This window comes from Arthrobacter pascens (genome assembly GCF_030816475.1).
Classification (GTDB): domain Bacteria; phylum Actinomycetota; class Actinomycetes; order Actinomycetales; family Micrococcaceae; genus Arthrobacter; species Arthrobacter pascens_B.
Window position 1 is genome coordinate 2975079 of record NZ_JAUSXF010000001.1, and the last position, 19288, is coordinate 2994366.

The window sequence follows — 19288 nt, forward strand, 5'->3', positions numbered from 1 at the left end:
GGTCTAAGTGGCCCCGCTTTGTCTAGGCGCTGCGGGGCTCCTGCCGGCCCCTGGCTCCGGTGAGCTGCCTGACTGTTTCCTCACGGGCGTCCGGAAAACGGCGTTCGATGGACTGGGCAATCCCGGCGATGCTCTGCCGGGAAAGCTCGGTCCGCCACGTGACCTCGGCGTGGCGCATGGTCTGCGAAATGAGGCACGTGCGGGCGTAGTCTGCCTCCATGCCGCCCGGGGCGTCCTTGAGGATGCCCTCACAGCGGAAGGCGTCGTCGTTCCCTTCGATGGCCAGAACCACGTCCAGGACGGAAATCCGGTCCGGCCGCCGGGCGAGCTGGAAGCCTCCCCGAGGCCCCGAAACGGAAGCCAGGATCCCGGCCCGGACCAGGGCCTGCAGCTGTTTGTTCAGGTACGCCGCCGGAAGCCGGTAAAAAGCCGCCAGCCGGGCGCTGCTCACAGCCTCCCCTACAGGGGTCCAGGACATATTGACACAACTGTGCAATGCCCACTCCACACCCTGCCCCATCTTCATATCCTCGACATTACTTGTCCAGAAAAAATGGTGTCAAGGAACTGCCCCGCTTTTACACCGGTCAGGGCGGGTGTTCAGGGAGTGTTCAGGGAGCAATAACGATAGCGTTGTGCCCATGACCTCCTCCCATGCCGATTCCCTCCTGTTAAGCCAGGCCCGTGAATGGGCCGCCCAAGACCCGGATTCCGCGACCTCAGCCTCCCTCAAGGACCTGATACGACGCGCAGAGGACGGCGTCCCGGCCGCGCTGCAGGAATTGGATGACAGCTTCAACGGCACCCTGCAGTTCGGCACTGCCGGGCTCCGCGCAGCCCTGGGACCAGGCCCCAACCGGATGAACCGGGTGGTCGTGCGTCGCGCCGCGGCCGGGCTGGCGGCATTTCTGGGGGAAGCTGTCGGCGAGGCGGCCCCCGGAACACGGCCACGCGCCGTCGTCGGCTATGACGCCCGTTATAACTCGGACATCTTTGCCGAGGAAACCGCGGCAATCTTCACAGCCGCCGGGATCGATACCTTCCTGATGCCCGCCGCGCTGCCCACTCCGCTGCTCGCTTTTGCGGTGCGGGCGCTCGATTGCGACGGCGGCGTGATGGTCACCGCCAGCCACAATCCCCCGCAGGACAACGGCTACAAGGTCTACCTCGGCCGGAACGCCGTGGAGGAAAGCGGCAAGGGAGCGCAAATCGTGGCACCTTACGACTCCCGGATCGCCGCGAAAATCGACGCCGTGGGCCCGCTGGACGCCATCAGCCTGGCGGCCGGAGGCTGGACCGTCCTGGACCGGTCGATCGCAGCGGATTACCAGCGGGCGACGGCGGCGCTCGCCCTTCCCGGCGACTTCCCGGCGCGTGACCTGCGGATTGTCCTCACACCCATGCACGGCGTCGGCGGGGAAACCGCGGTGGCTGTCCTGAACGAAGCAGGCTTTGCCGATGTCACGCTGGTGGCGGAGCAGGCCGCCCCGGACCCTGATTTTCCCACGGTGAGTTTCCCTAACCCGGAGGAACCCGGCGCGCTGGACCTGGCACTGGAAACGGCCGCTCGGGTGGGCGCGGACATCGTCCTGGCCAACGATCCCGATGCGGACCGTGCGGCCGTGGCTGCCAAGGACCCTGACTCAGGTATGTGGCGCATGCTCCGCGGTGACGAGGTGGGGGCGCTCCTCGGGGCACACACTGTGGCGCGGCGGGCGGCCCGCGGCAAGGAAATCGCTGGCGGCGTGTTCGCCAATTCGATTGTTTCCTCCCGGCTGCTGTCGCGGATCGCGGCAGCGGCCGGCTACGCACACGAGGAAACGCTGACGGGGTTCAAGTGGATTTCCCGGGTGCCCGGGCTGGTCTACGGCTACGAGGAAGCCCTGGGTTACTGCGTTGCGCCAGAACTGGTCCGGGACAAGGACGGCATTTCAGCGGCCGTCCTCATTGCGGAACTGGCCGCCACAGCCAAGGCGGAGGGTAAAACCGTCTTCGACACCTTGGATGAGCTCTATCTGCGGCATGGCCTGCACGCCAGCGACCAGCTCAGCATCCGCGTGGCCAACCTCGGCCTGCTGGACGCCATGATGAACAGGCTCCGGGTCAGTCCGCCGGAGTCATTCGCTTCGTCCGCCGTCGAATCCTTCGTGGACCTTGCCGAGGGCAGCGATAATCTGCCGCCGACTGACGGGCTGCTTTATCTCACCAGGGACCTGACCCGGGTGATCATCCGGCCCAGCGGCACCGAGCCGAAGCTCAAGTGCTATCTGGAAGTGATCCGACCGGTGGAGTCGGCCGCCGAGCTCCCGGAGGCAAGGCAGGCAGCGCGCACCGCCCTGGACCAGGTGCTCGACGACGTCCGCGAGGCCCTGGGTCTCTAGCAGTTACAGTCTTTAGCCGCTAAATACACAGCAGTTACAGCTCGACTTCGATGTAGCCGTCGGAAATGCGGGTCTTGAACGTGTCCAGGCTCAGCCCGGCCGTCCCGAAGCATTCTCCGGTTTCCAGGTCGTAGACCTCTTTGTGCAAGGGAGAGGCAATGGTGGGACGGCTGCCGCGCGATCCGATGATGCCTCGGGCCATCACGTGGGCGCCGGTGGCCGGATCCTCCTGTGCCACCGCGTAAACCTCACCGGGACCGGTACGGAGGAGGGCCACCTGCCTGCCCCCGATCAGGGCTGCCTCGCCCCAGGCAAGCTCCAGCTCCTCCAGTGCGCAGACACGGTGCCAGCCGGTGGCGGTGCCGGTTGCCAGTTCCCCAAGTTCCAGTGTTGCCGTCATGTCGGCTCCTCTCCCTGTGCTTTCAAATGCCTGTGACTCAAAATCCTGTGGTTGCAAAACCCTGCATGCTTCATCGCTGCATGCTTAACAGGCCTTGACTGGCCATCTGTGTGGCCGTACTACCAAGCTAGGCCGGAGGTGTTTCGAGGGCATGCAGCGATTGTGTCCGGCGCGTAAAAGAGACCTCACCCATCCGGAAATGCGTTCGTGATGCAGAAGTTAAGTTCACGAAACAATTGGGAAACTGAAGCGAAACTGCACTTCCCTAGGCTGGATGCACAAGCTGCAGAGAACCGTCTGCGGCCTATGCGAAAGGCCCACAGTGACCGAACTGACTTCAAGCACAGAGACTCCGCGCCGCATCGTCGTCGCCGGCGGCGGCCCGGCGGCCCACCGTTTTGCGGATGCGATGCATGCCCGCGGCCTCGAAGGCTGGCACGTCACGGTCCTCACTGAGGAAACCCACCTCCCCTATGACCGCGTGGCCCTGAGCAAGGCTCTGACGGACATGGACTACGACCTCACCCTTGGCGAGGCGAACATGTGGGACCACGAGGCCCTGACCCTCAAGACCGGTGAGCGCGTCGTTAAGATCAACGCCGAAGCCAAGACGGTGGAAACCGCGGCCGGCAGCATCTTCGAATATGACCACCTCGTGGTTGCCACTGGTTCAAATGCCGCCAGGCTGCCGATCCCCGGCGCCGAGCACACACACGTGTACCGGACGCTCGAAGATGTCTGGGCCATCAACAAGGCCATTGCCGAACTCACGGAGAAGCTGGGCCGCAGGGTCAATGCCGTGACCATCGGCGGAGGCCTCCTCGGGCTTGAATCGGCAGCCGGCACGGAGCAGCTGGGCGCCAACCCGATCGTCATCGACGGTTCGCAGTGGCTGATGGCCACGCAGCTGGACGAAGGCGCCGGCCAGGCAATGGGCCGGCTCATCAAGGCCAAGGGCTTCGAAGTCCATGGCGGTGTCTTCCCGTCTGAAGTATTGTCCGACGACGACGGCCAGGTCACCGGTGTCCTCATGGCCGATGGCCGCGTCATCGACGCTGACATTGTTATCGTCGCGATCGGCGTCAGGCCGCGTGACGAACTCTTCCGAGCAGCTGAAGGCGAGGAACAGATTTTCTCCCTGGGCCAGCGCGGCGGCGTTGTCATCAACGAATACTGCGCCACCGAGGTGGACGGAATCTGGGCCATCGGAGAAGTGGCCAACTTCGGTGGCATGTGCCTTGGCCTGGTTGCCCCGGCCAATACCATGGCGGAGATCGTGGCTGACCGGCTCCACGGCGGCGAGGCCACGTTCCCGGGCTTCGACACCGCGACAAAGCTCAAGCTGTCCGGCGTCGACGTGGCCAGCTTCGGTGACGCGTTCGCCAAGACCGAGCACGCACTTGAAATTGTCTACGCCGACCCGGCCCGCGGCGTGTACCAGAAGATTGTCACCACGGACGATGCCAAGACCCTGCTGGGTGGCATCTTCGTCGGCGACGCGGCCCCTTACACCAGCCTGCGCCCGCTCCTGGGCCGCGAACTCTCAGCCGAACCCGGAGCGTACCTGACAGCCGCGGGCGGCGGAGACGCCCCGGACACTGACCTCCCGGACGACGCCACCCTGTGTTCCTGCAACAACGTGACCGCCGGAACCATCCGCGACACCATCAACGGCTGCGGCGCGTGCGACGGCAACGCTCCCGTCCGGGAACTCGGCGAGCTCAAGGGCTGCACCCGCGCCGGAACCAGCTGCGGTTCCTGCGTACCGATGCTGAAGAAGCTGCTCGAAGGCGAGCTGACCAAATCCGGCATCGAGGTCTCCAAGGCCCTCTGCGAACACATCGAGCTGTCCCGGCAGGAACTCTTCGACGCGATCCGTGTCCTGGAACTGACCTCCTTCGAAGAGATCATGGCCAAATACGGCACCGGCGCGGGCTGTGACATCTGCAAGCCGACCATCGCCTCCATCCTGGCGAGCCAGCACAACGCCTACGTCCTGGACGCCGGCCGCGGCGCGCTGCAGGACACCAACGACCGCGCCCTGGCCAACATGCAGAAGGACGGCACCTACTCGGTGGTTCCCCGCATCGCCGGCGGCGAGATCACCCCGAAGAAGCTCGGCGTCATCGCCGCTGTCGCGGAGAAGTACAACCTGTACACCAAGATCACCGGCGGCCAGCGCATCGACATGTTTGGAGCCCGGCTGGAACAGCTTCCGGAAATCTGGAAGGAACTGGTGGACGCCGGCTTCGAGTCAGGCCAGGCCTACGGCAAGAGCCTGCGCACGGTGAAGTCCTGCGTCGGTTCCACCTGGTGCCGGTTCGGAGTGCAGGACTCCGTGGCCATGGCGATCCAGCTGGAACTGCGCTACCGCGGCCTGCGCAGCCCGCACAAACTCAAGATGGGCGTTTCCGGCTGCGCCCGCGAATGCGCCGAGGCCCGCGGCAAGGACGTCGGCGTGATCGCCACCGCCGACGGCTGGAACCTTTATGTCGGTGGCAACGGCGGCGCCACCCCGGCGCACGCCCAGCTGCTGGCCAAGGACCTCGACGACGAAACCCTGCTGAAGTACATCGACCGCTATTTCATGTACTACATCCGCACCGCGGACCGCCTGCAGCGCACCGCTCGCTGGCAGGAGGAGCTCGACGGCGGCATCAAGCACGTCGAGGACGTCGTGGTGCACGACACCCTGGGCATCGCCGAGGAGCTTGAGGCCGCCATGGCCAAGCACGTTGACACGTACGTGGACGAGTGGGCCGACACCCTGAAGGATCCCGAGCGCCTGCGCCGGTTCCGCTCCTTCGTCAACGCCCCGGACCAGAAGGATGATTCCATCACCTTCGTCCCCGACGAGCGCGGCCAGTTCCGTCCCGCTACGCCAGAAGAGAAGGGGAAGGTCCTGATCGGAGCTTCCATCCCGGTGCGGCGCTCCGCTCCCGACCAGCTGGACGAGAACGAGGTATAAGCATGCAGCTCAGCATTGATCTCACCGGCCGCGAAGTCCTGGTCACGGGCTCGGACCATGCCGCCCGCCAGGCGGTCCGGCGCTACACTGCCGCCGGTGCCGTCGTCTTTCGACTCAGCACTCCGAAGGGTGCCGCGCATGACGGCCCGTTGCCCGAGCGCCCCTTCCTGGTGGCAGCGGTCGACGACGGCCAGCCCGGCTGGGAGGCCCTGCTGGAGCGGTGCCGTGAAACCGGCATTCCTGTTGCCAACGAGCCGGCAGCCGGCCCCGTTGGCCACGTCACCCTCGTCGGCGGCGGCCCGGGCACCACAGAACTGCTGACCGTGGCGGCCGTCAACGCGCTGCGCGATGCCGACGTCGTATTCTTCGACCGGCTGGCTCCCTGCCAGGAACTGCCGTCCCTGACCTCGGCCGAACTTGTGGATGTGGGCAAGAAGCCCGGCCACCACAAGGTCAGCCAGGGCGACATCGAAAAGCTCATGGTCCAGAGCGCCCTTGCCGGAAACAACGTGGTCCGGCTCAAGGGCGGAGACCCGTACGTCTTCGGCCGCGGCGGCGAGGAAGTTGCCTCCTGCGTCGCTGCCGGCGTGCCAGTCCGGGTGATATCCGGCGTAACCAGTGCCATCTCCGTCCCGGCGGCTGCCGGGATCCCCGTAACGCACCGTGAAGTCAGCCACATGTTCACCGTGGTCTCCGGGCACGCCCCGCTGACCGAGAAGGAGCTCGGCCACCTGGCGGGGCTCGGCGGCACGATCGTTGTCCTCATGGGCATCGGCACCCTGCACCATCTGGCATCCGGCCTGCGCCGGGCTGGAATGCGTGCGGACATGCCGATGGCTGTCGTTGAACGTGGCTACCGGCCCGGGCAGCGCACCACCATCGCTGACCTGGGCACCATCGCCTCCGCCGCCGCCGGCTGCAGCAACCCCGCTGTCCTGGTCATTGGCGAGGTGGTTCGGGTGGCTGAGGCCAACCGCGGGCATGCTGAGGCCGCCGCCGACCTGGACAGGCTGGCGGCCTCGCTGCTGGGTTCGTGAAAGGATTGACACCCATGAATGCACTTGCACCGGCTGAACCGCCGCAGCTCGAAGAGGCGCCGGGGCAGGAGGCATCAGACTCTCCGCTGGAAGGTTTCCGCATCGGAGTCACCTCGCACCGGCGCTCCCGGGACCTTATCGAGGCCCTGGAACGCCGCGGGGCGGAGGTCCTGCACGCCCCTGCGCTGAAGATCGCCCCCGTGCAGGAGGACATCCGCCTGATTGAGGACACCAGGGCAATCATCGCCGCCCGCCCGGACCTCTGCATCGCCACAACTGCCTACGGCATGCGCCGCTGGTGCGAGGCTGCCGATTCATTCGGCATCGGCGAGGAACTGCTGGAGACCCTTGGCGCCTGCCGGATGTTTGTCCGCGGGCCCAAAGCCCGTGGTGCCGTCCGCGCGGCGGGCCTTGCCGACGTCGGAATCAGCAGCGACGAAACCACCGCGACGCTGGTGGACATGCTGCTCGCCGAAGGCGTCCGCGGCAAGACCGTGGCCGTGCAGCTGCACGGCTACACGGACGTCCGCCAGCTGGAGCGCCTCAGGATGTCCGGTGCCACCGTCCTCACGGTTACCCCCTACCGTTGGGTGAAGCCCGACGGCGAGGACCGGCTGCCCCGGCTCATCGAGGCGGCATGCAGCGGCAACCTGGATGTGCTCACCTTCACGAGCGCTCCCGCCGTGGACGCCATGTGGAGTACCGCGCACGAAATGGGCGTCTACAAGCAGCTGATCGAGAGCCTCAAGACCACTGTCACCACCGCCGTGGTAGGTCCCGTCACCGCGCAGCCGCTGCTCGATGCCGGTGTGACGCCACTGATCCCGGAGCGGTTCCGGATGGGCGCGCTGATCCGGCTCGTCTGCGAGCACCTTGCCCTCAACCACGTCCGCCGCCTGGACACCAGGTCCGGCAACATCGAGCTGCGGGGCCGCAGCCTGAGGATCGACGGCCAGCCGGTGGAGCTGGCGCCCGCGCCGCTGTTGCTGCTGCGTGCCTTGCTCGGTGCTGGCGGGGCCGTACTTTCCCGCGAGTCCCTCTCCGACCTGCTGGAGCTCAGGGGTTCGGTCCATGCGCTGGACATGACTGTCAGCCGGCTCCGTTCCTCGCTGCCGGACGGCCGCCTGGTGGAGACGGTGGTTAAAAGGGGTTACCGGATCCGCGTCTAGCTGTATTCCTATCGCAACGGGCCAGCCTCGCACGCCCGTGTGTGACGTTTGCCGTTCGGATGAGATACAGGTCACGGGATCTGTTACCGGACGGTAAACGTTGGCGAACAAGGGCCGTAATGACGGCAACAGGCGGGAAACACCACGGAAAAAGCGGAGGCCTACGCTGGGGTTCATCAAGAACTTCCCGGCCCGTGCACTACACGGCCGCCAGCGAAAGGGCCAGCACATGTCCGCTCCGGCACCCTCTATTCCCTCCCCTGCTACCCGCATCGTCATCGCCGGCGCCGGCCCGGCCGCGCAGGCACTTGTCAGGCAGCTGGAGCTGGCACGCTTCAGGGGAAGCATCACGGTCCTGAGCAACAGGGACGACGCCTCGGAGGAACTCCTGGAACTGGCCGGTTTGCCCTGCGTGTCGGTCCGGTTCGGCCAGCCGGCGAGCTTCATCGACGCCGAAAGCCGAAGCGTCGCCACGGCGGATGGCATGGAATTCAGCTACGACCAGCTCGTGATTGCCACCGGCTCAGCGCCGGTGGCGGCCCCCGTCGAGGGGGCAGGCCGGTGCCTGAGCTACTCCACCATCGACGACGCCACCCGGATCGGGGAAGCGGTCAGGGAAGTCACCAGGAAACTTGGGCGGCGTCCCCTCGGGATCCTGGTGGGCACGGGCGCGGCCGCCGGGCAGGCAGAAGCAGTGCTCCGTGCCCGCGGCGTCCGGCCGATCCGCACCACCGTCCGGCCCGCCACGGTAGTCCCGTCTATTTCCGGATCAGGCCTGGCAGCGTCCGGCGTCGTCTTTGAGGACGGTAGCAGCATGAACGGGGATCTGGTGGTGCTGGCGGAGGAACGGGTTTCACGTGACGGACTTGCGGCAAGCGCCAGCCTGCGGACAGCGCCCAACGGCGGCATCGAAATTGGGCAGGACTTCCGGACCTCAGTCCCGGGTATCTGGGCCATCGGGGATGCAGCAGCCTTCGACGGCGTCCGGCTGGGACTGCTGGTGGCAGCGGCCTCCGCTGCCGGTGCCTGCGCCACCCAGCTGATGACTGCAGCCCCGGCCCGGCAGCCGGCGCAGGTTGCCGCCTGACAAGCAACGCGGGGTCACTTACGGCCCAATAATCCGTTCGGATTGGGCCGTAAGTGACCCCGCGTTGCCGCACCCTAGCCTCGCCAGCTCGGCCAGGGAACCCTGCAGGCGTGGGCCCGCGTTGCCGTTAGTCCTCGGAGTTTTGGCGGACTGCGCGTTGTGACAAGATGGTTCCCGAACCGAGTCAGGACGCGTGCCGGGCCCACAAGGCCCCTGGAGAGGAACATCATGAGCAACGAAGCCACTCCCGCCATGCAGCCTGCCGTCCGGACCCACCCCGTGCCCGGGAACATCGCTTCCTTCATTGACCACACTCTGCTGAAGCCGGAAGCCAGCGAGTCGGAGATCCTCAAGGTCTGCGCAGAAGCTGCCGAGTACCACTTCAAGTCGGTGTGCGTGAACCCCATCTGGGTCAAGACGGTTCACACGGCGCTCAAGGGAACGGGCGTACTGGCGTGTTCCGTGGTCGGCTTCCCACTGGGTGCGACGCCCACCGACGTGAAGGCCTTCGAGGCCCGCGGCGCCGTGCTGGACGGCGCAGATGAGATCGACATGGTCATTAATATCGCTGCTGCCCGGGCCGGGGACAAAGGGGCCCTTGTGGAGGACATCTCGGCAGTGGCGGAAGCCGTCCACGCGGGCGGAGCCATCCTAAAGGTCATTATCGAAACGGCGCTCCTTGATGAGGCCGGGAAAGTCCTCGCCTGCGAGGCGGCGGTGGAAGCCGGCGCCGACTTCGTCAAAACCTCCACCGGATTCAACGGGGGCGGCGCGACTGTCGAGGACGTGGCGCTCATGCGCCGGACCGTAGGCTCCGGCCTCGGGGTCAAGGCCTCCGGCGGTGTCCGGTCCCTGGCGGACGCTCAAGCTATGATTGCTGCAGGTGCAACACGTATTGGTGCCAGCTCCGGGATTGCCATTGTCAAGGGTGAACAGGGTTCATCCGCCTACTGACAGCAGCCCGGGCCGCCACAGTTTGAGCCCCCCGGGGCCGAGGAGGAACGAATGTCCAGCAAGACCACCACGACCGGCGCAACCCGCGTGCAGACCCCGGAGAACGAGAACAGTCTCGTGACGAGCATCGTCCTGTTTGTCGTCATGATGGCACTGTTCCTTGGCGCCATCTACTCGCTCTCCTTCCTCACCTTGGGCAACCCGTGGCCAATGGCGGCCTGCCTGATTCTCTTCGCCCTCGCCTTCTGGATCCCGCAGACCATTCTTGGCCGCTCCGATTCGGCCGGCGAGCACTAGGAACGAGCAGCAGGAACAAAAGCAAAAGCCAAAGGTCTGAGGCCCCGGTTAGTCCCGGGGCCTCAGACCTTTAAGTCCGATAACGCGACAAATCCGATAAATCGGTGTGCCGGTGCGGCTTCCGGTTCAGACCCGGCCGAGCAGGCTGCTGACCAAGGTGCTGCCGAGCGCAAGGGCGGACGGAAAAAGCGCCTTCGCCAGCGCCCACGCAGCCACAGCCATGCCCACCATGGCGTAGGCACTGACAGGAATCAGCACCAGCCACTCGCGCCGGGAGCCGGCCCTTCCCAGCAGCGGCAGGGAGAACGCACCGTTGGCTTTCCACACGTCATTGAACACTGGCAGTTTCCGCAGGAACTTCGGCGGCTTGATCACCAGTGGCCACAGCAGGGGCACTCCGCCGGTAGTGATCATGTCCCCGACGATGTGAACCGCCACTCCGGTCAGCATGGAGACCGGAAGCCAGGTCCACTGATCCGGGGCGAACCAGGTGACCAGTCCGGCCATGGTCAGGGCGAAGATCCAGTTGCTGAGGAAACCAGACTTGGGAAACAGCTTCAGCGCCTTGGCCGCAATGTTGATCATGAACATGCACAGCAGGCCCGCACCCACGGAGAGCAGGCCCCAGTCCGTATGGAGCTGGAACTGTCCTGCCATCATGGCGAGCAGCACAAAAAAGGCCGCCCCCAGCACTGAGTGGGTTCCCTGCCGGTGCCCTCCGCTCGCGTTCTCGATGCCCACCGCTATGGCGTTGGACAGCGGGGGCAAAGAATGCGCAACCGTGCTGGCACGATGGTCCCAGTCGCACACCAGGGCCGTTCCGGCCGTGGCCATCCCGCCGATCAGGATGCCGGTGGCGTCCAATGGGTACCAGCCCAGGGCGTAGGGCCCCGTCGACGCAACGGCTACCCACGCCGCGGCTCCCGACGCGGCGTGGTGTCCTCCCATCACCTCAATTCACCGAGGGGGCGACGGCAACTGGTGCGTCAGTGAAGATGTTGCGGATGACCCCGTGGGCCCACTCCAGGATTTCGGCGTCCTGCAGGTCCCGGCCGCCTATTTTCGCGGTCTTGGGTTTGGGGATCAGCACTGCATCGAGGGCGGGCTTGGACTGGGCGCCGGGGTACATGCGTGCCAGGCGCATGAGCTTGGATTCCGGGAGCTGCGCGGGAGAGAACTTGATGAAGTTTCCCTGCAGTGCGACGTCGGACAGGCCTGCCTCCCGGGCGTCGACCCGGAACCGTGCCACAGAGATCAGGTTCTGTGCCGGGAGGGGAGGCTCGCCGTAGCGGTCCACCAGCTCGGCCAGGACCTCGTCGATTCCTTCGTGGGTCAGGGCGGAGGCGAGCTTGCGGTAGGCCTCCAGGCGCAGACGCTCCCCCGGCACGTAATCGTGGGGCAGGTGGGCGTTCACGGGTAGCTCGATCTTCATTTCGGCGGCCTTTTCCTCGGCTTCGCCACGATAATCCGCCACGGCCTCACCCACCAGCCGGATGTACAGGTCGAAGCCGACGCCCTGGATGTGGCCCGACTGCTCGCCTCCCAGCAGGTTTCCCGCGCCGCGGATTTCGAGGTCCTTCATTGCCAGCTGCATGCCGGCACCGAGCTCGTTGTGGGTGGCCACGGCCTTGAGCCGCTCCAGTGCCACCTCGCCCAAGGGCTTTTCGGAGGGGTACAGGAAGTAGGCATAGGCGCGCTCCCGGCCGCGGCCCACCCGTCCGCGGAGCTGGTGGAGCTGGGACAGCCCGTATTTATCCGCGCCGTCCACGATCAAAGTGTTCGCATTGGAGATATCCAGCCCGGTTTCGATGATGGTGGTGCACACCAGCACATCAAAGCGCTTCTCCCAGAAGTCCACGATGATCTGCTCCAGCCGGCTTTCGGACATCTGCCCGTGGGCCACTTCCACCCGTGCCTCAGGGACCAGCTCACGGATCTTGGCCGCGGTCCGCTCAATGGTGGAAACCCTGTTATGGACGAAGAAGACCTGTCCTTCACGCATCAGTTCACGGCGGATCGCCGCTGAGGTCTGCTTGTCCGTGTACGGCCCGACGTAGGTGAGCACAGGATGCCGTTCCTCCGGCGGCGTGGCCAGTGTGGAGGTCTCGCGGATGCCGGTCAGCGACATCTCCAGGGTCCGGGGAATCGGCGTTGCGCTCATGGCGAGGACGTCCACGTTGGTGCGCATCTTCTTAAGCGCCTCCTTGTGCTCCACCCCGAAGCGCTGCTCCTCGTCCACGATCACCAGGCCGAGGTCCTTGAACTCAAAGTCCTTGGACAGCAGCCGGTGCGTGCCGATCACCACATCAACGGAACCGTTCTTCACCCCTTCCACGGTCTCCTTGGTTTCCTTCGTGCCCTGGAACCGGGAGAGCGGCTTCACCCGGAGCGGGAACCCGGAGAAACGCTCCGTGAACGTCTCATAGTGCTGCTGAGCCAGCAGGGTGGTGGGCACGAGGACCGCCACCTGCTTTCCGTCCTGCACGGCCTTGAATGCGGCCCGCACGGCAATCTCGGTCTTTCCATAACCGACGTCACCGGAGACCAGGCGGTCCATGGGGATTTCCCGCTCCATATCGGCCTTCACCTCGTTGATGGTGGTCAGCTGGTCCGGCGTTTCCACATACGGGAAGGCCTCCTCCAGTTCACGCTGCCACGGCGTGTCCGGCCCGAACGCGAATCCCCTGGATGCCATCCGGGCCGAGTACAGCCGGATCAGTTCACCGGCGATCTCCTTGACGGCCTTGCGTGCCTTGGATTTGGTGCTGGCCCAGTCGGAGCCGCCCATTTTGCTCAGCCCCGGCGTATCACCGCCCACGTACCGGGTCACCTGGTCCAGCTGGTCGGTAGGGACAAAAAGCCTGTCGCCCGGCGCTCCCCGCTTGGACGGCGCATACTCCAGGACCAGGTATTCGCGGACACCGTCTCCGCCACCGGCAACCTTGCGCTGGATCAGTTCGACGAACCGGCCGATGCCGTGCTGCTCATGCACCACGTGGTCGCCCGCAATGAGCTGCAGCGGGTCCACGGCGTTCCGCCGCTTGGACGGCATCCGTCGCATGTCCTTGGTGGACCCGGCGGAGGTCCTGCCGAGCAGGTCAGCTTCGGTCAGCAGCCCCAGTTTGAGGCTGTCCAGGACAAAACCGCGTCCGACGGCGGCGGTGGTGATCTCGATGATGCCCGCCTGCGGTTCATGCTCAAGGGTGTCCACCCGCGCGCAGGGAATGTCGGCGTCGTGGAACAGTTCCGCCAGCCGCTGCGCGGGCCCGGGGCCTTCGGTGGCTATCACGATGCGCCACTGGTCCCGCACGTGCGAGCCGATGAAGTCCATCATTTCAGCCACGTCGCCCTGGTAGCCGCGGGGTTCGCGGGCATGGAGGTTCAGGACGTCAGCCTCCGGGAGTAACTCCTCGTCCTGGGCCAGCGAGGTAATGGACCACCAGGAAACTTCATGCGCAAGTGAGGAACTCCGCGTCTCAGTCAGCGAGCGGAAGCTGGCCGAGTGGAGGGCGGCGGAGGCCTGGGAACTCAAATCCAGGGGCGCAGTGCCTCCATCCGAGGCGGTAGACCAGGCCGCTTCCAGGAATTCCTCGTTGGTGGCGGCAAGGTCGTGTGCGCGGGTACGGACTTTTTCGGGTTCGATCACCACGGAAATCGACCCCGCCGGGAGCTGCTCCACGAACGGGACCATCGAGTCCACCAGCACCGGAGCCAGCGATTCCATCCCTTCCACGGCAATGCCGCCGGCGATCTTTTCCAGCATGTCCGCCGCGGCGGGCAGCTGTGCCTTCAGCGTGGCAGCGCGGGACATGACCGACGGCGTGATCAGGATTTCGCGGCACGGCGGCGCGTGCAGTTCGGTGGGATGGTGGACGCCCGGCGCGGACAGCGAGCGCTGGTCGGCCACGGCGAACCAGCGCATCTGGTCCACCTCGTCGCCAAAGAAATCCACCCTGACAGGGTGGTCTTCAGTGGGCGGGAAGATGTCGAGGATACCGCCGCGGACGGCAAACTCGCCACGATGGGTGACCATGTCCACACGGGCGTACGCTGCGTCGGCCAGGCTCCGGACCACGTCCGAGAAGGAGACCTCCTGGCCTACCTTCAACGTGACGGGAACCAGGTCCCCGAGGCCGGCTACAATCGGCTGGACCACAGCGCGTACGGGCGCAACCACCACCCGCAGCGGGCCCGACGTCGAACTTTCCGGATGAGCCAGCCGGCGCAGGACGGACAGCCGCCGGCCCACCGTGTCCGAACGGGGCGAGAGCCGCTCGTGCGGGAGGGTTTCCCAGCTGGGGAATTCCGCCACCGAGTCGGCGGGCAGGTAGGCGCGGAGGGCTGCTGTCAGGTCTTCCGCTTCGCGTCCCGTGGCGGTGACGGCCAGGACCACTGCCGGTGTTCCGCCGTCGGGCTTCAGGCCCTCTGCCATTTCCGCCAGGAGCACGGCGCGGAGCCCCGCGGGCGCGCTGATCTGGTAGTCCTGCCCGCGGACGGCAAAACCCCTGGCTGCCTCGGCCTGGACGCGGGCGAACGTCACGTCGCCGGCAAGGACGCGGCGCAGGCCATCAAGGGACGGACCGTGCTGGGACTGGCCGTTGAGGCTCATGGCAGTAGCTCCTGTGGTGTTCATGGGGGTCGCAGGCAACACGAAAACCCGAAATCCGCAAAGAATTCCAGGTGTGTCCAGCCTACCCTTGCCGTCGTTGCGGAGGGGACGGTTGCGCCGCCGGCAGATGACGGGACTGCTAAAGCCGGTTCCAACAAGGCGCCGGCGTCCCCGTAGGATGTGGGGAGCAAAAAGCGTTCTGACCCCGAATCACTGGAGGATCCATGGCACTGAGTGCAACCACTACCCTTCCCCACGCCGTCGGCAGCGTGGCAGCTGTCTTCGCGAACGAGGATTTCCAGCGTCACACGAGTGAATACGTTGGTGGAACGCTGGAGTCCTTCGCGGTGTCCGGAGACACTGCCGGAGCTTTCACCACCACCTCCGTCCGGACCCTTCCCACCACCCGCCTACCGGAGATTGCACGCAAGTTTGTGGGCGAAAAGCTCACCGTTACGCAGGTAGAGAACTGGGATGCCCCTTCTGCCGACGGATCACGCCAGAGCAACATCACCCTCAAGATCTCGGGTGCCCCTCTCGACGTGACGGCTGTCCAGCGCCTGGTGGCGGAAAACGGAAGCACCCGGATTGAGCTGGAGGGCAACGTGACCTCGTCGGTGCCGTTCCTGGGCGGCAAGATCGCCGAGGCAGCGGAACCCATGGTGGCCAAGGCACTGAACATCCAGTCCCAGCAGGCCCAGGCCTGGCTCGAGAGCCACTAGGACATGCAGCTCCCGGTACACGCCGCCTTGATCCTGGTCATCGCCGGAGCCTGGTCCCTCGTGGTCTGGCCGCAGTTCCTGCGCCGCGTCATGAAGGACCCCAGGGCCCGGGACTCGGCGGGAGCGGCTACGAGATTCCTCACGGTGCATGTCGTTCTGGTGGGCGTCTCCATGGTACTGGGAGCTGCCACGGCTGTCATCGGCGTAATGGCCATGCTCGGCTAGACTGAAAACAGGTGCGCCGGGAAGTCTGGTCGGCAATGTATTTGTCGACCCCCTAATGTCCAGGAGCCTTCATGGCCAACCGCCCTGCCCGCCCCTTCCTCGCCGTCAAGGTCCTCAGCCGATCCAGTTACCCGGAGTACCTGCGGATCTCCCAGATCCTGCGGCTCGAGACGGTCGGCGGGGCCCTGCTCCTCGTGGCTACCGTGGCCGCGCTGATCTGGGCCAACTCACCGGCCGCGGAATCGTACTTCAGCCTCCGGGACGTGAAGCTGGGGTATGAGCCGTGGCACCTGAGCCTGTCGCTGGGCCACTGGGCCTCTGACGGACTGCTGGCCATCTTCTTCTTCATCGCCGGCCTGGAACTCAAACGCGAGTTTGTCGCGGGCGAGCTGCGCACATTTTCCAAGGCCGTGGTTCCGGTGGCTGCGGCGGTAGGCGGCGTAGCGGTTCCGGCCATCATCTATATCCTTTTCAACCTCGGCCAGGGGGCGGAGAGCCTGCGCGGGTGGGCGATCCCGACAGCCACGGACATCGCCTTTGCCTTGGCGGTACTGGCCGTCATCAACACCCACCTCCCGGCCGCACTCCGGACCTTCCTGCTGACGCTGGCCGTAGTGGATGACCTGCTCGCCATCGGCATAATCGCGTTCTTCTACTCGTCCGGGCTTCAGCCACTCCTGCTGCTGGCGGCTCTGATACCGCTGGGCCTGTTCACTCTGCTGGTCCAGAAACGGATCAGCAGCTGGTACCTGCTGCTCCCCCTGGCGGCGGCTACCTGGGCCTTGGTCCATGCCTCCGGAATCCACGCCACCGTTGCCGGCGTGCTGCTCGGCTTCGCTGTGCCGGTGCTGGTCTCGCGGAAACGCGGAGAAACGGCGGCCGGCATGGCCGAATCCCTGGAACACAGGCTACGCCCGCTCTCGGCGGGATTCGCCGTTCCGGTTTTCGCCTTCTTTTCGGCCGGCGTGGCCATCGGCGGACTCCAGGGCTTCCAGTCTGCGTTGGCAGACCCCGTGGCGCTTGGCATTGTGGCTGCCCTGGTGGCAGGGAAGACAATCGGCGTGTTCGGGACAACCTTCGTCCTGACCAAAACAACCAAGGCAAAACTGGACGAGGACCTCGCCTGGGTGGACGTTGCCGGCCTTGCCCTGCTGGCCGGCGTGGGCTTCACCGTCTCGCTGCTCATCTCCGAGCTGAGCTTCAGTTCAAATTCGGCCCACAACGACCACGCGAAGGTGGCTATACTCTCTGGCTCACTGCTGGCGGCCCTGCTGGCTACCGTTGTGCTCCGCCTGCGCAACCGGCATTACCGCACCGTACGGGAAGCCGAACGGAGGGACGCTGACGGCGACGGCGTTCCGGACCTCTTCGAGCACAAGTCCTGACCCCGCTCGTCCCCGGGCACGTGATGACGCGCCTGCCATCATGCTGCACCGGTTCCACATAGTCCCAGGGCCGCCCAGGCCTTTTATGCCGTCTGGTTCCGACTTATGCTGTCTGGTTCAAGGCGTCCTCGGCTGCAACCCAGGAGATCATGGCGCACTTAACCCGGGCAGCATAACGGGCCACTCCCTCAAAAGCCGCCGCATCGCCCAGGATTTCCGGATCCGCCTGGATCTTCCCGCGGGAGCGCAGGACCTCCCGGAAGCTCCGGATCACAGAGTGCAGTTCGGTGACTGACATCCCCTCGGCCATCTCGCTCAGGACAGAAGCCGAGGCCATGGAAATCGAGCAGCCCGCCCCGTCCCACGAGACCTGCGCCACCTTGTCCCCTTCCACCGCCACGCGGACAGTGACTTCGTCGCCGCACACGGGATTGAGTTGGTGCGACTGGCCCGTCGAGGCGCCTTCCGGGGCTGCTGTTTCGGACAGCCCGCTGCCGTGACGGGCTTTGGCATGGTCAAGGATGATCTGCTGATAAAGCTGGTCAAGGCTCATGTTCTTACTTTCGATGGTCCCGGTGCTATACGCGGAAGTAGCTTCGGACTCCAGCAACGGCGTCCAGGAACACATCAACGTCGTCGGTGGTGTTGTAGAGGTAGGCGCTCGCCCGTGTTGTCGCCGTGAGACCCAGGCGCCGGTGCAACGGCTGGGCGCAATGGTGCCCCACCCGGACGGCGATGCCCTGCGCATCCAGGAATTGGCCGACGTCGTGGGCGTGCACCCCGTCGACGTCGAACGCCGCCAGCCCGATCCTGTCCAGCCCCGCCGCGGGCCCCAGGACACGGATCCCGGGAATGCCCTCCAGCCCGGCCACCATCCGTTGCCCGAGCTGCGATTCCCAGCGATGCACGCGGTCAAGGCCGGTCTCGGTGAGGTAGTTGGCAGCCGCGGCCAGGGCAACTGCCTGGGAGATGCGCTGGGTGCCGGCCTCAAAGCGCTGCGGCGCGGGCAGGTACTCGGCCCGCTCCATGGTCACCGTGGTGATCATGGAACCGCCGGTGAGGAACGGCGGGAGGATGTCCAGAAACTCCTGCTTCCCGTACAGCACGCCGATGCCGGTGGGGGCCAGCATTTTGTGGCCGGAGAAGACGGCGAAGTCCACGTCCAGTTCGTTGACGGCGAGCGGAAGATGCGGAGCGGACTGGCAGGCGTCGAGCACGACGAGCGCGCCGGCGTTCCGGCCCAGTGCCACGAGTTCCTGCACCGGGTTGATGGTTCCCAGCACATTGGATGCATGGGTAAAAGCCAGTACTTTTGTCCGCTTGCCCAGGATGTCAGCGGCGGCGTCCATCCGCAGGGCGCCGGCATCGTCAACGGGGATGTAGCGAAGTGTGGCGCCGGTCCGGAAAGCGAGCTCCTGCCAGGGAATCAGGTTGGCATGGTGCTCCATTTCAGTGACGACAATCTGGTCACCCGGGCCGACTGCCAGGTCCTTCAGCCGGGCATCGCCCCGCCCCTGCGCGGCCCATAGACCCGCGTTGGACAAGGAGTAGCTGATGAGGTTCAGGCCTTCTGTGGCGTTGGATGTCCATACGGTCTCGGCATAGTCCGCCCCGATAAAGTCCGCCACCGTCTGCCGGGCATCTTCGAACGCCTCCGTGGCTTCCACGGCGAGGTAGTGTGCACCGCGGTGCACGGCCGCGTTCCGCTGCTCGTAGAACTCCTGCTCGGCCTCGATCACACTGAGCGGGTTCTGCGATGTGGCGCCGGAGTCGAGGTAGACCAGGGGGCGCCCGTTCACGAGCTGGTCCAGTACCGGAAAGTCATTCCGGATCCGCAGGACTTCAGCGTTATCCATGGCCGGCAATGCGCGTTTCAGGGTGGCAGGCGTTGATACTACAGCCAAAGCTAACTCCTTGAGATGCCAATGGATTGACACTCAATTGTCCCACAGCACGGCTGTGGCGGCGTCCCCGGAGGGAGCCGCCACAGCCGCTCCGGGCTTCAGCCGTCGGAGCTGAGGGCCGGCGACGGCTGGGGGGAGAGCCTCGGTCTC

At 65.7% G+C, this 19288-nt stretch carries 16 protein-coding genes; 10 read left to right on the top strand and 6 right to left on the bottom strand.

Going from position 1 to position 19288, the window contains the following annotated elements:
- Positions 1-22: 22 nt before the first annotated feature.
- Entirely contained in the window at positions 23-526 is a 504-nt protein-coding gene (locus tag QFZ40_RS13630; RefSeq protein WP_306905004.1) for an RrF2 family transcriptional regulator, read from the bottom strand.
- Between the two features lie 115 nt (positions 527-641).
- On the opposite strand from QFZ40_RS13630, the gene QFZ40_RS13635 reads away from it, so the two are divergent.
- The gene (locus tag QFZ40_RS13635) at positions 642-2381 is read left to right on the top strand and encodes a phospho-sugar mutase (RefSeq protein WP_306905005.1); all 1740 of its coding nucleotides are present in this window, start codon (positions 642-644) and stop codon (positions 2379-2381) included.
- A 34-nt stretch (positions 2382-2415) separates the two neighbouring features.
- Here QFZ40_RS13635 and nirD read toward each other — a convergent pair whose 3' ends face one another.
- Positions 2416-2781, bottom strand: coding sequence for a nitrite reductase small subunit NirD (nirD, locus tag QFZ40_RS13640; protein ID WP_306905006.1), 366 nt, complete (start codon positions 2779-2781; stop codon positions 2416-2418).
- A 322-nt stretch (positions 2782-3103) separates the two neighbouring features.
- On the opposite strand from nirD, the gene nirB reads away from it, so the two are divergent.
- From nirB to QFZ40_RS13670, 6 genes are all read left to right on the top strand, one after another.
- The gene (gene nirB, locus QFZ40_RS13645) at positions 3104-5749 is read left to right on the top strand and encodes a nitrite reductase large subunit NirB (RefSeq protein ID WP_306905008.1); all 2646 of its coding nucleotides are present in this window, start codon (positions 3104-3106) and stop codon (positions 5747-5749) included.
- 2 nt (positions 5750-5751) lie between these two features.
- Positions 5752-6786: a uroporphyrinogen-III C-methyltransferase gene (gene cobA, locus QFZ40_RS13650; protein WP_306905009.1), complete on the top strand. Its 1035-nt coding sequence runs from the start codon at positions 5752-5754 to the stop codon at positions 6784-6786.
- Between the two features lie 14 nt (positions 6787-6800).
- Positions 6801-7955 carry a uroporphyrinogen-III synthase gene (locus QFZ40_RS13655; RefSeq protein WP_306905010.1) on the top strand — a complete coding sequence of 385 codons (1155 nt, stop codon included), beginning with the start codon at positions 6801-6803 and terminating at the stop codon, positions 7953-7955.
- Between the two features lie 229 nt (positions 7956-8184).
- A complete protein-coding gene (locus QFZ40_RS13660; RefSeq protein WP_306905012.1) occupies positions 8185-9042 on the top strand; it encodes an FAD-dependent oxidoreductase in 858 nt (285 codons plus the stop codon).
- A gap of 228 nt (positions 9043-9270) precedes the next feature.
- Positions 9271-9996: a deoxyribose-phosphate aldolase gene (gene deoC / locus QFZ40_RS13665; RefSeq protein ID WP_306905013.1), complete on the top strand. Its 726-nt coding sequence runs from the start codon at positions 9271-9273 to the stop codon at positions 9994-9996.
- Positions 9997-10047: 51 nt separating this feature from the next.
- A complete protein-coding gene (locus tag QFZ40_RS13670; RefSeq protein WP_306905015.1) occupies positions 10048-10293 on the top strand; it encodes a hypothetical protein in 246 nt (81 codons plus the stop codon).
- A 126-nt stretch (positions 10294-10419) separates the two neighbouring features.
- On the opposite strand, the gene QFZ40_RS13675 is transcribed toward QFZ40_RS13670, so the two are convergent.
- Together QFZ40_RS13675 and mfd are read right to left on the bottom strand one after the other, a co-directional pair.
- A complete protein-coding gene (locus QFZ40_RS13675; RefSeq protein ID WP_306905017.1) occupies positions 10420-11241 on the bottom strand; it encodes a metal-dependent hydrolase in 822 nt (273 codons plus the stop codon).
- A 4-nt stretch (positions 11242-11245) separates the two neighbouring features.
- A complete protein-coding gene (gene mfd / locus QFZ40_RS13680; protein WP_306905018.1) occupies positions 11246-14902 on the bottom strand; it encodes a transcription-repair coupling factor in 3657 nt (1218 codons plus the stop codon).
- Positions 14903-15126: 224 nt separating this feature from the next.
- Here mfd and QFZ40_RS13685 point away from each other — a divergent pair, with 224 nt between their 5' ends.
- The 3 genes from QFZ40_RS13685 (at position 15127) to nhaA (ending at position 17234) form a co-directional block, all read left to right on the top strand.
- Positions 15127-15624 (top strand): DUF2505 domain-containing protein, encoded by a 498-nt coding sequence (locus QFZ40_RS13685; RefSeq protein WP_306905020.1) that lies wholly within the window; start codon positions 15127-15129, stop codon positions 15622-15624.
- A 3-nt stretch (positions 15625-15627) separates the two neighbouring features.
- On the top strand, positions 15628-15849 hold the full coding sequence (locus QFZ40_RS13690) for an SCO4848 family membrane protein (protein ID WP_306905022.1): 222 nt from the start codon (positions 15628-15630) through the stop codon (positions 15847-15849).
- 71 nt (positions 15850-15920) lie between these two features.
- A complete protein-coding gene (gene nhaA, locus QFZ40_RS13695; RefSeq protein WP_306905023.1) occupies positions 15921-17234 on the top strand; it encodes a Na+/H+ antiporter NhaA in 1314 nt (437 codons plus the stop codon).
- 103 nt (positions 17235-17337) lie between these two features.
- On the opposite strand, the gene sufU is transcribed toward nhaA, so the two are convergent.
- Positions 17338-17787, bottom strand: coding sequence for a Fe-S cluster assembly sulfur transfer protein SufU (gene sufU / locus QFZ40_RS13700; RefSeq protein ID WP_306905025.1), 450 nt, complete (start codon positions 17785-17787; stop codon positions 17338-17340).
- A 25-nt stretch (positions 17788-17812) separates the two neighbouring features.
- The gene (locus QFZ40_RS13705; RefSeq protein ID WP_306905027.1) at positions 17813-19138 is read right to left on the bottom strand and encodes a SufS family cysteine desulfurase; all 1326 of its coding nucleotides are present in this window, start codon (positions 19136-19138) and stop codon (positions 17813-17815) included.
- Positions 19139-19288: the final 150 nt, after the last annotated feature.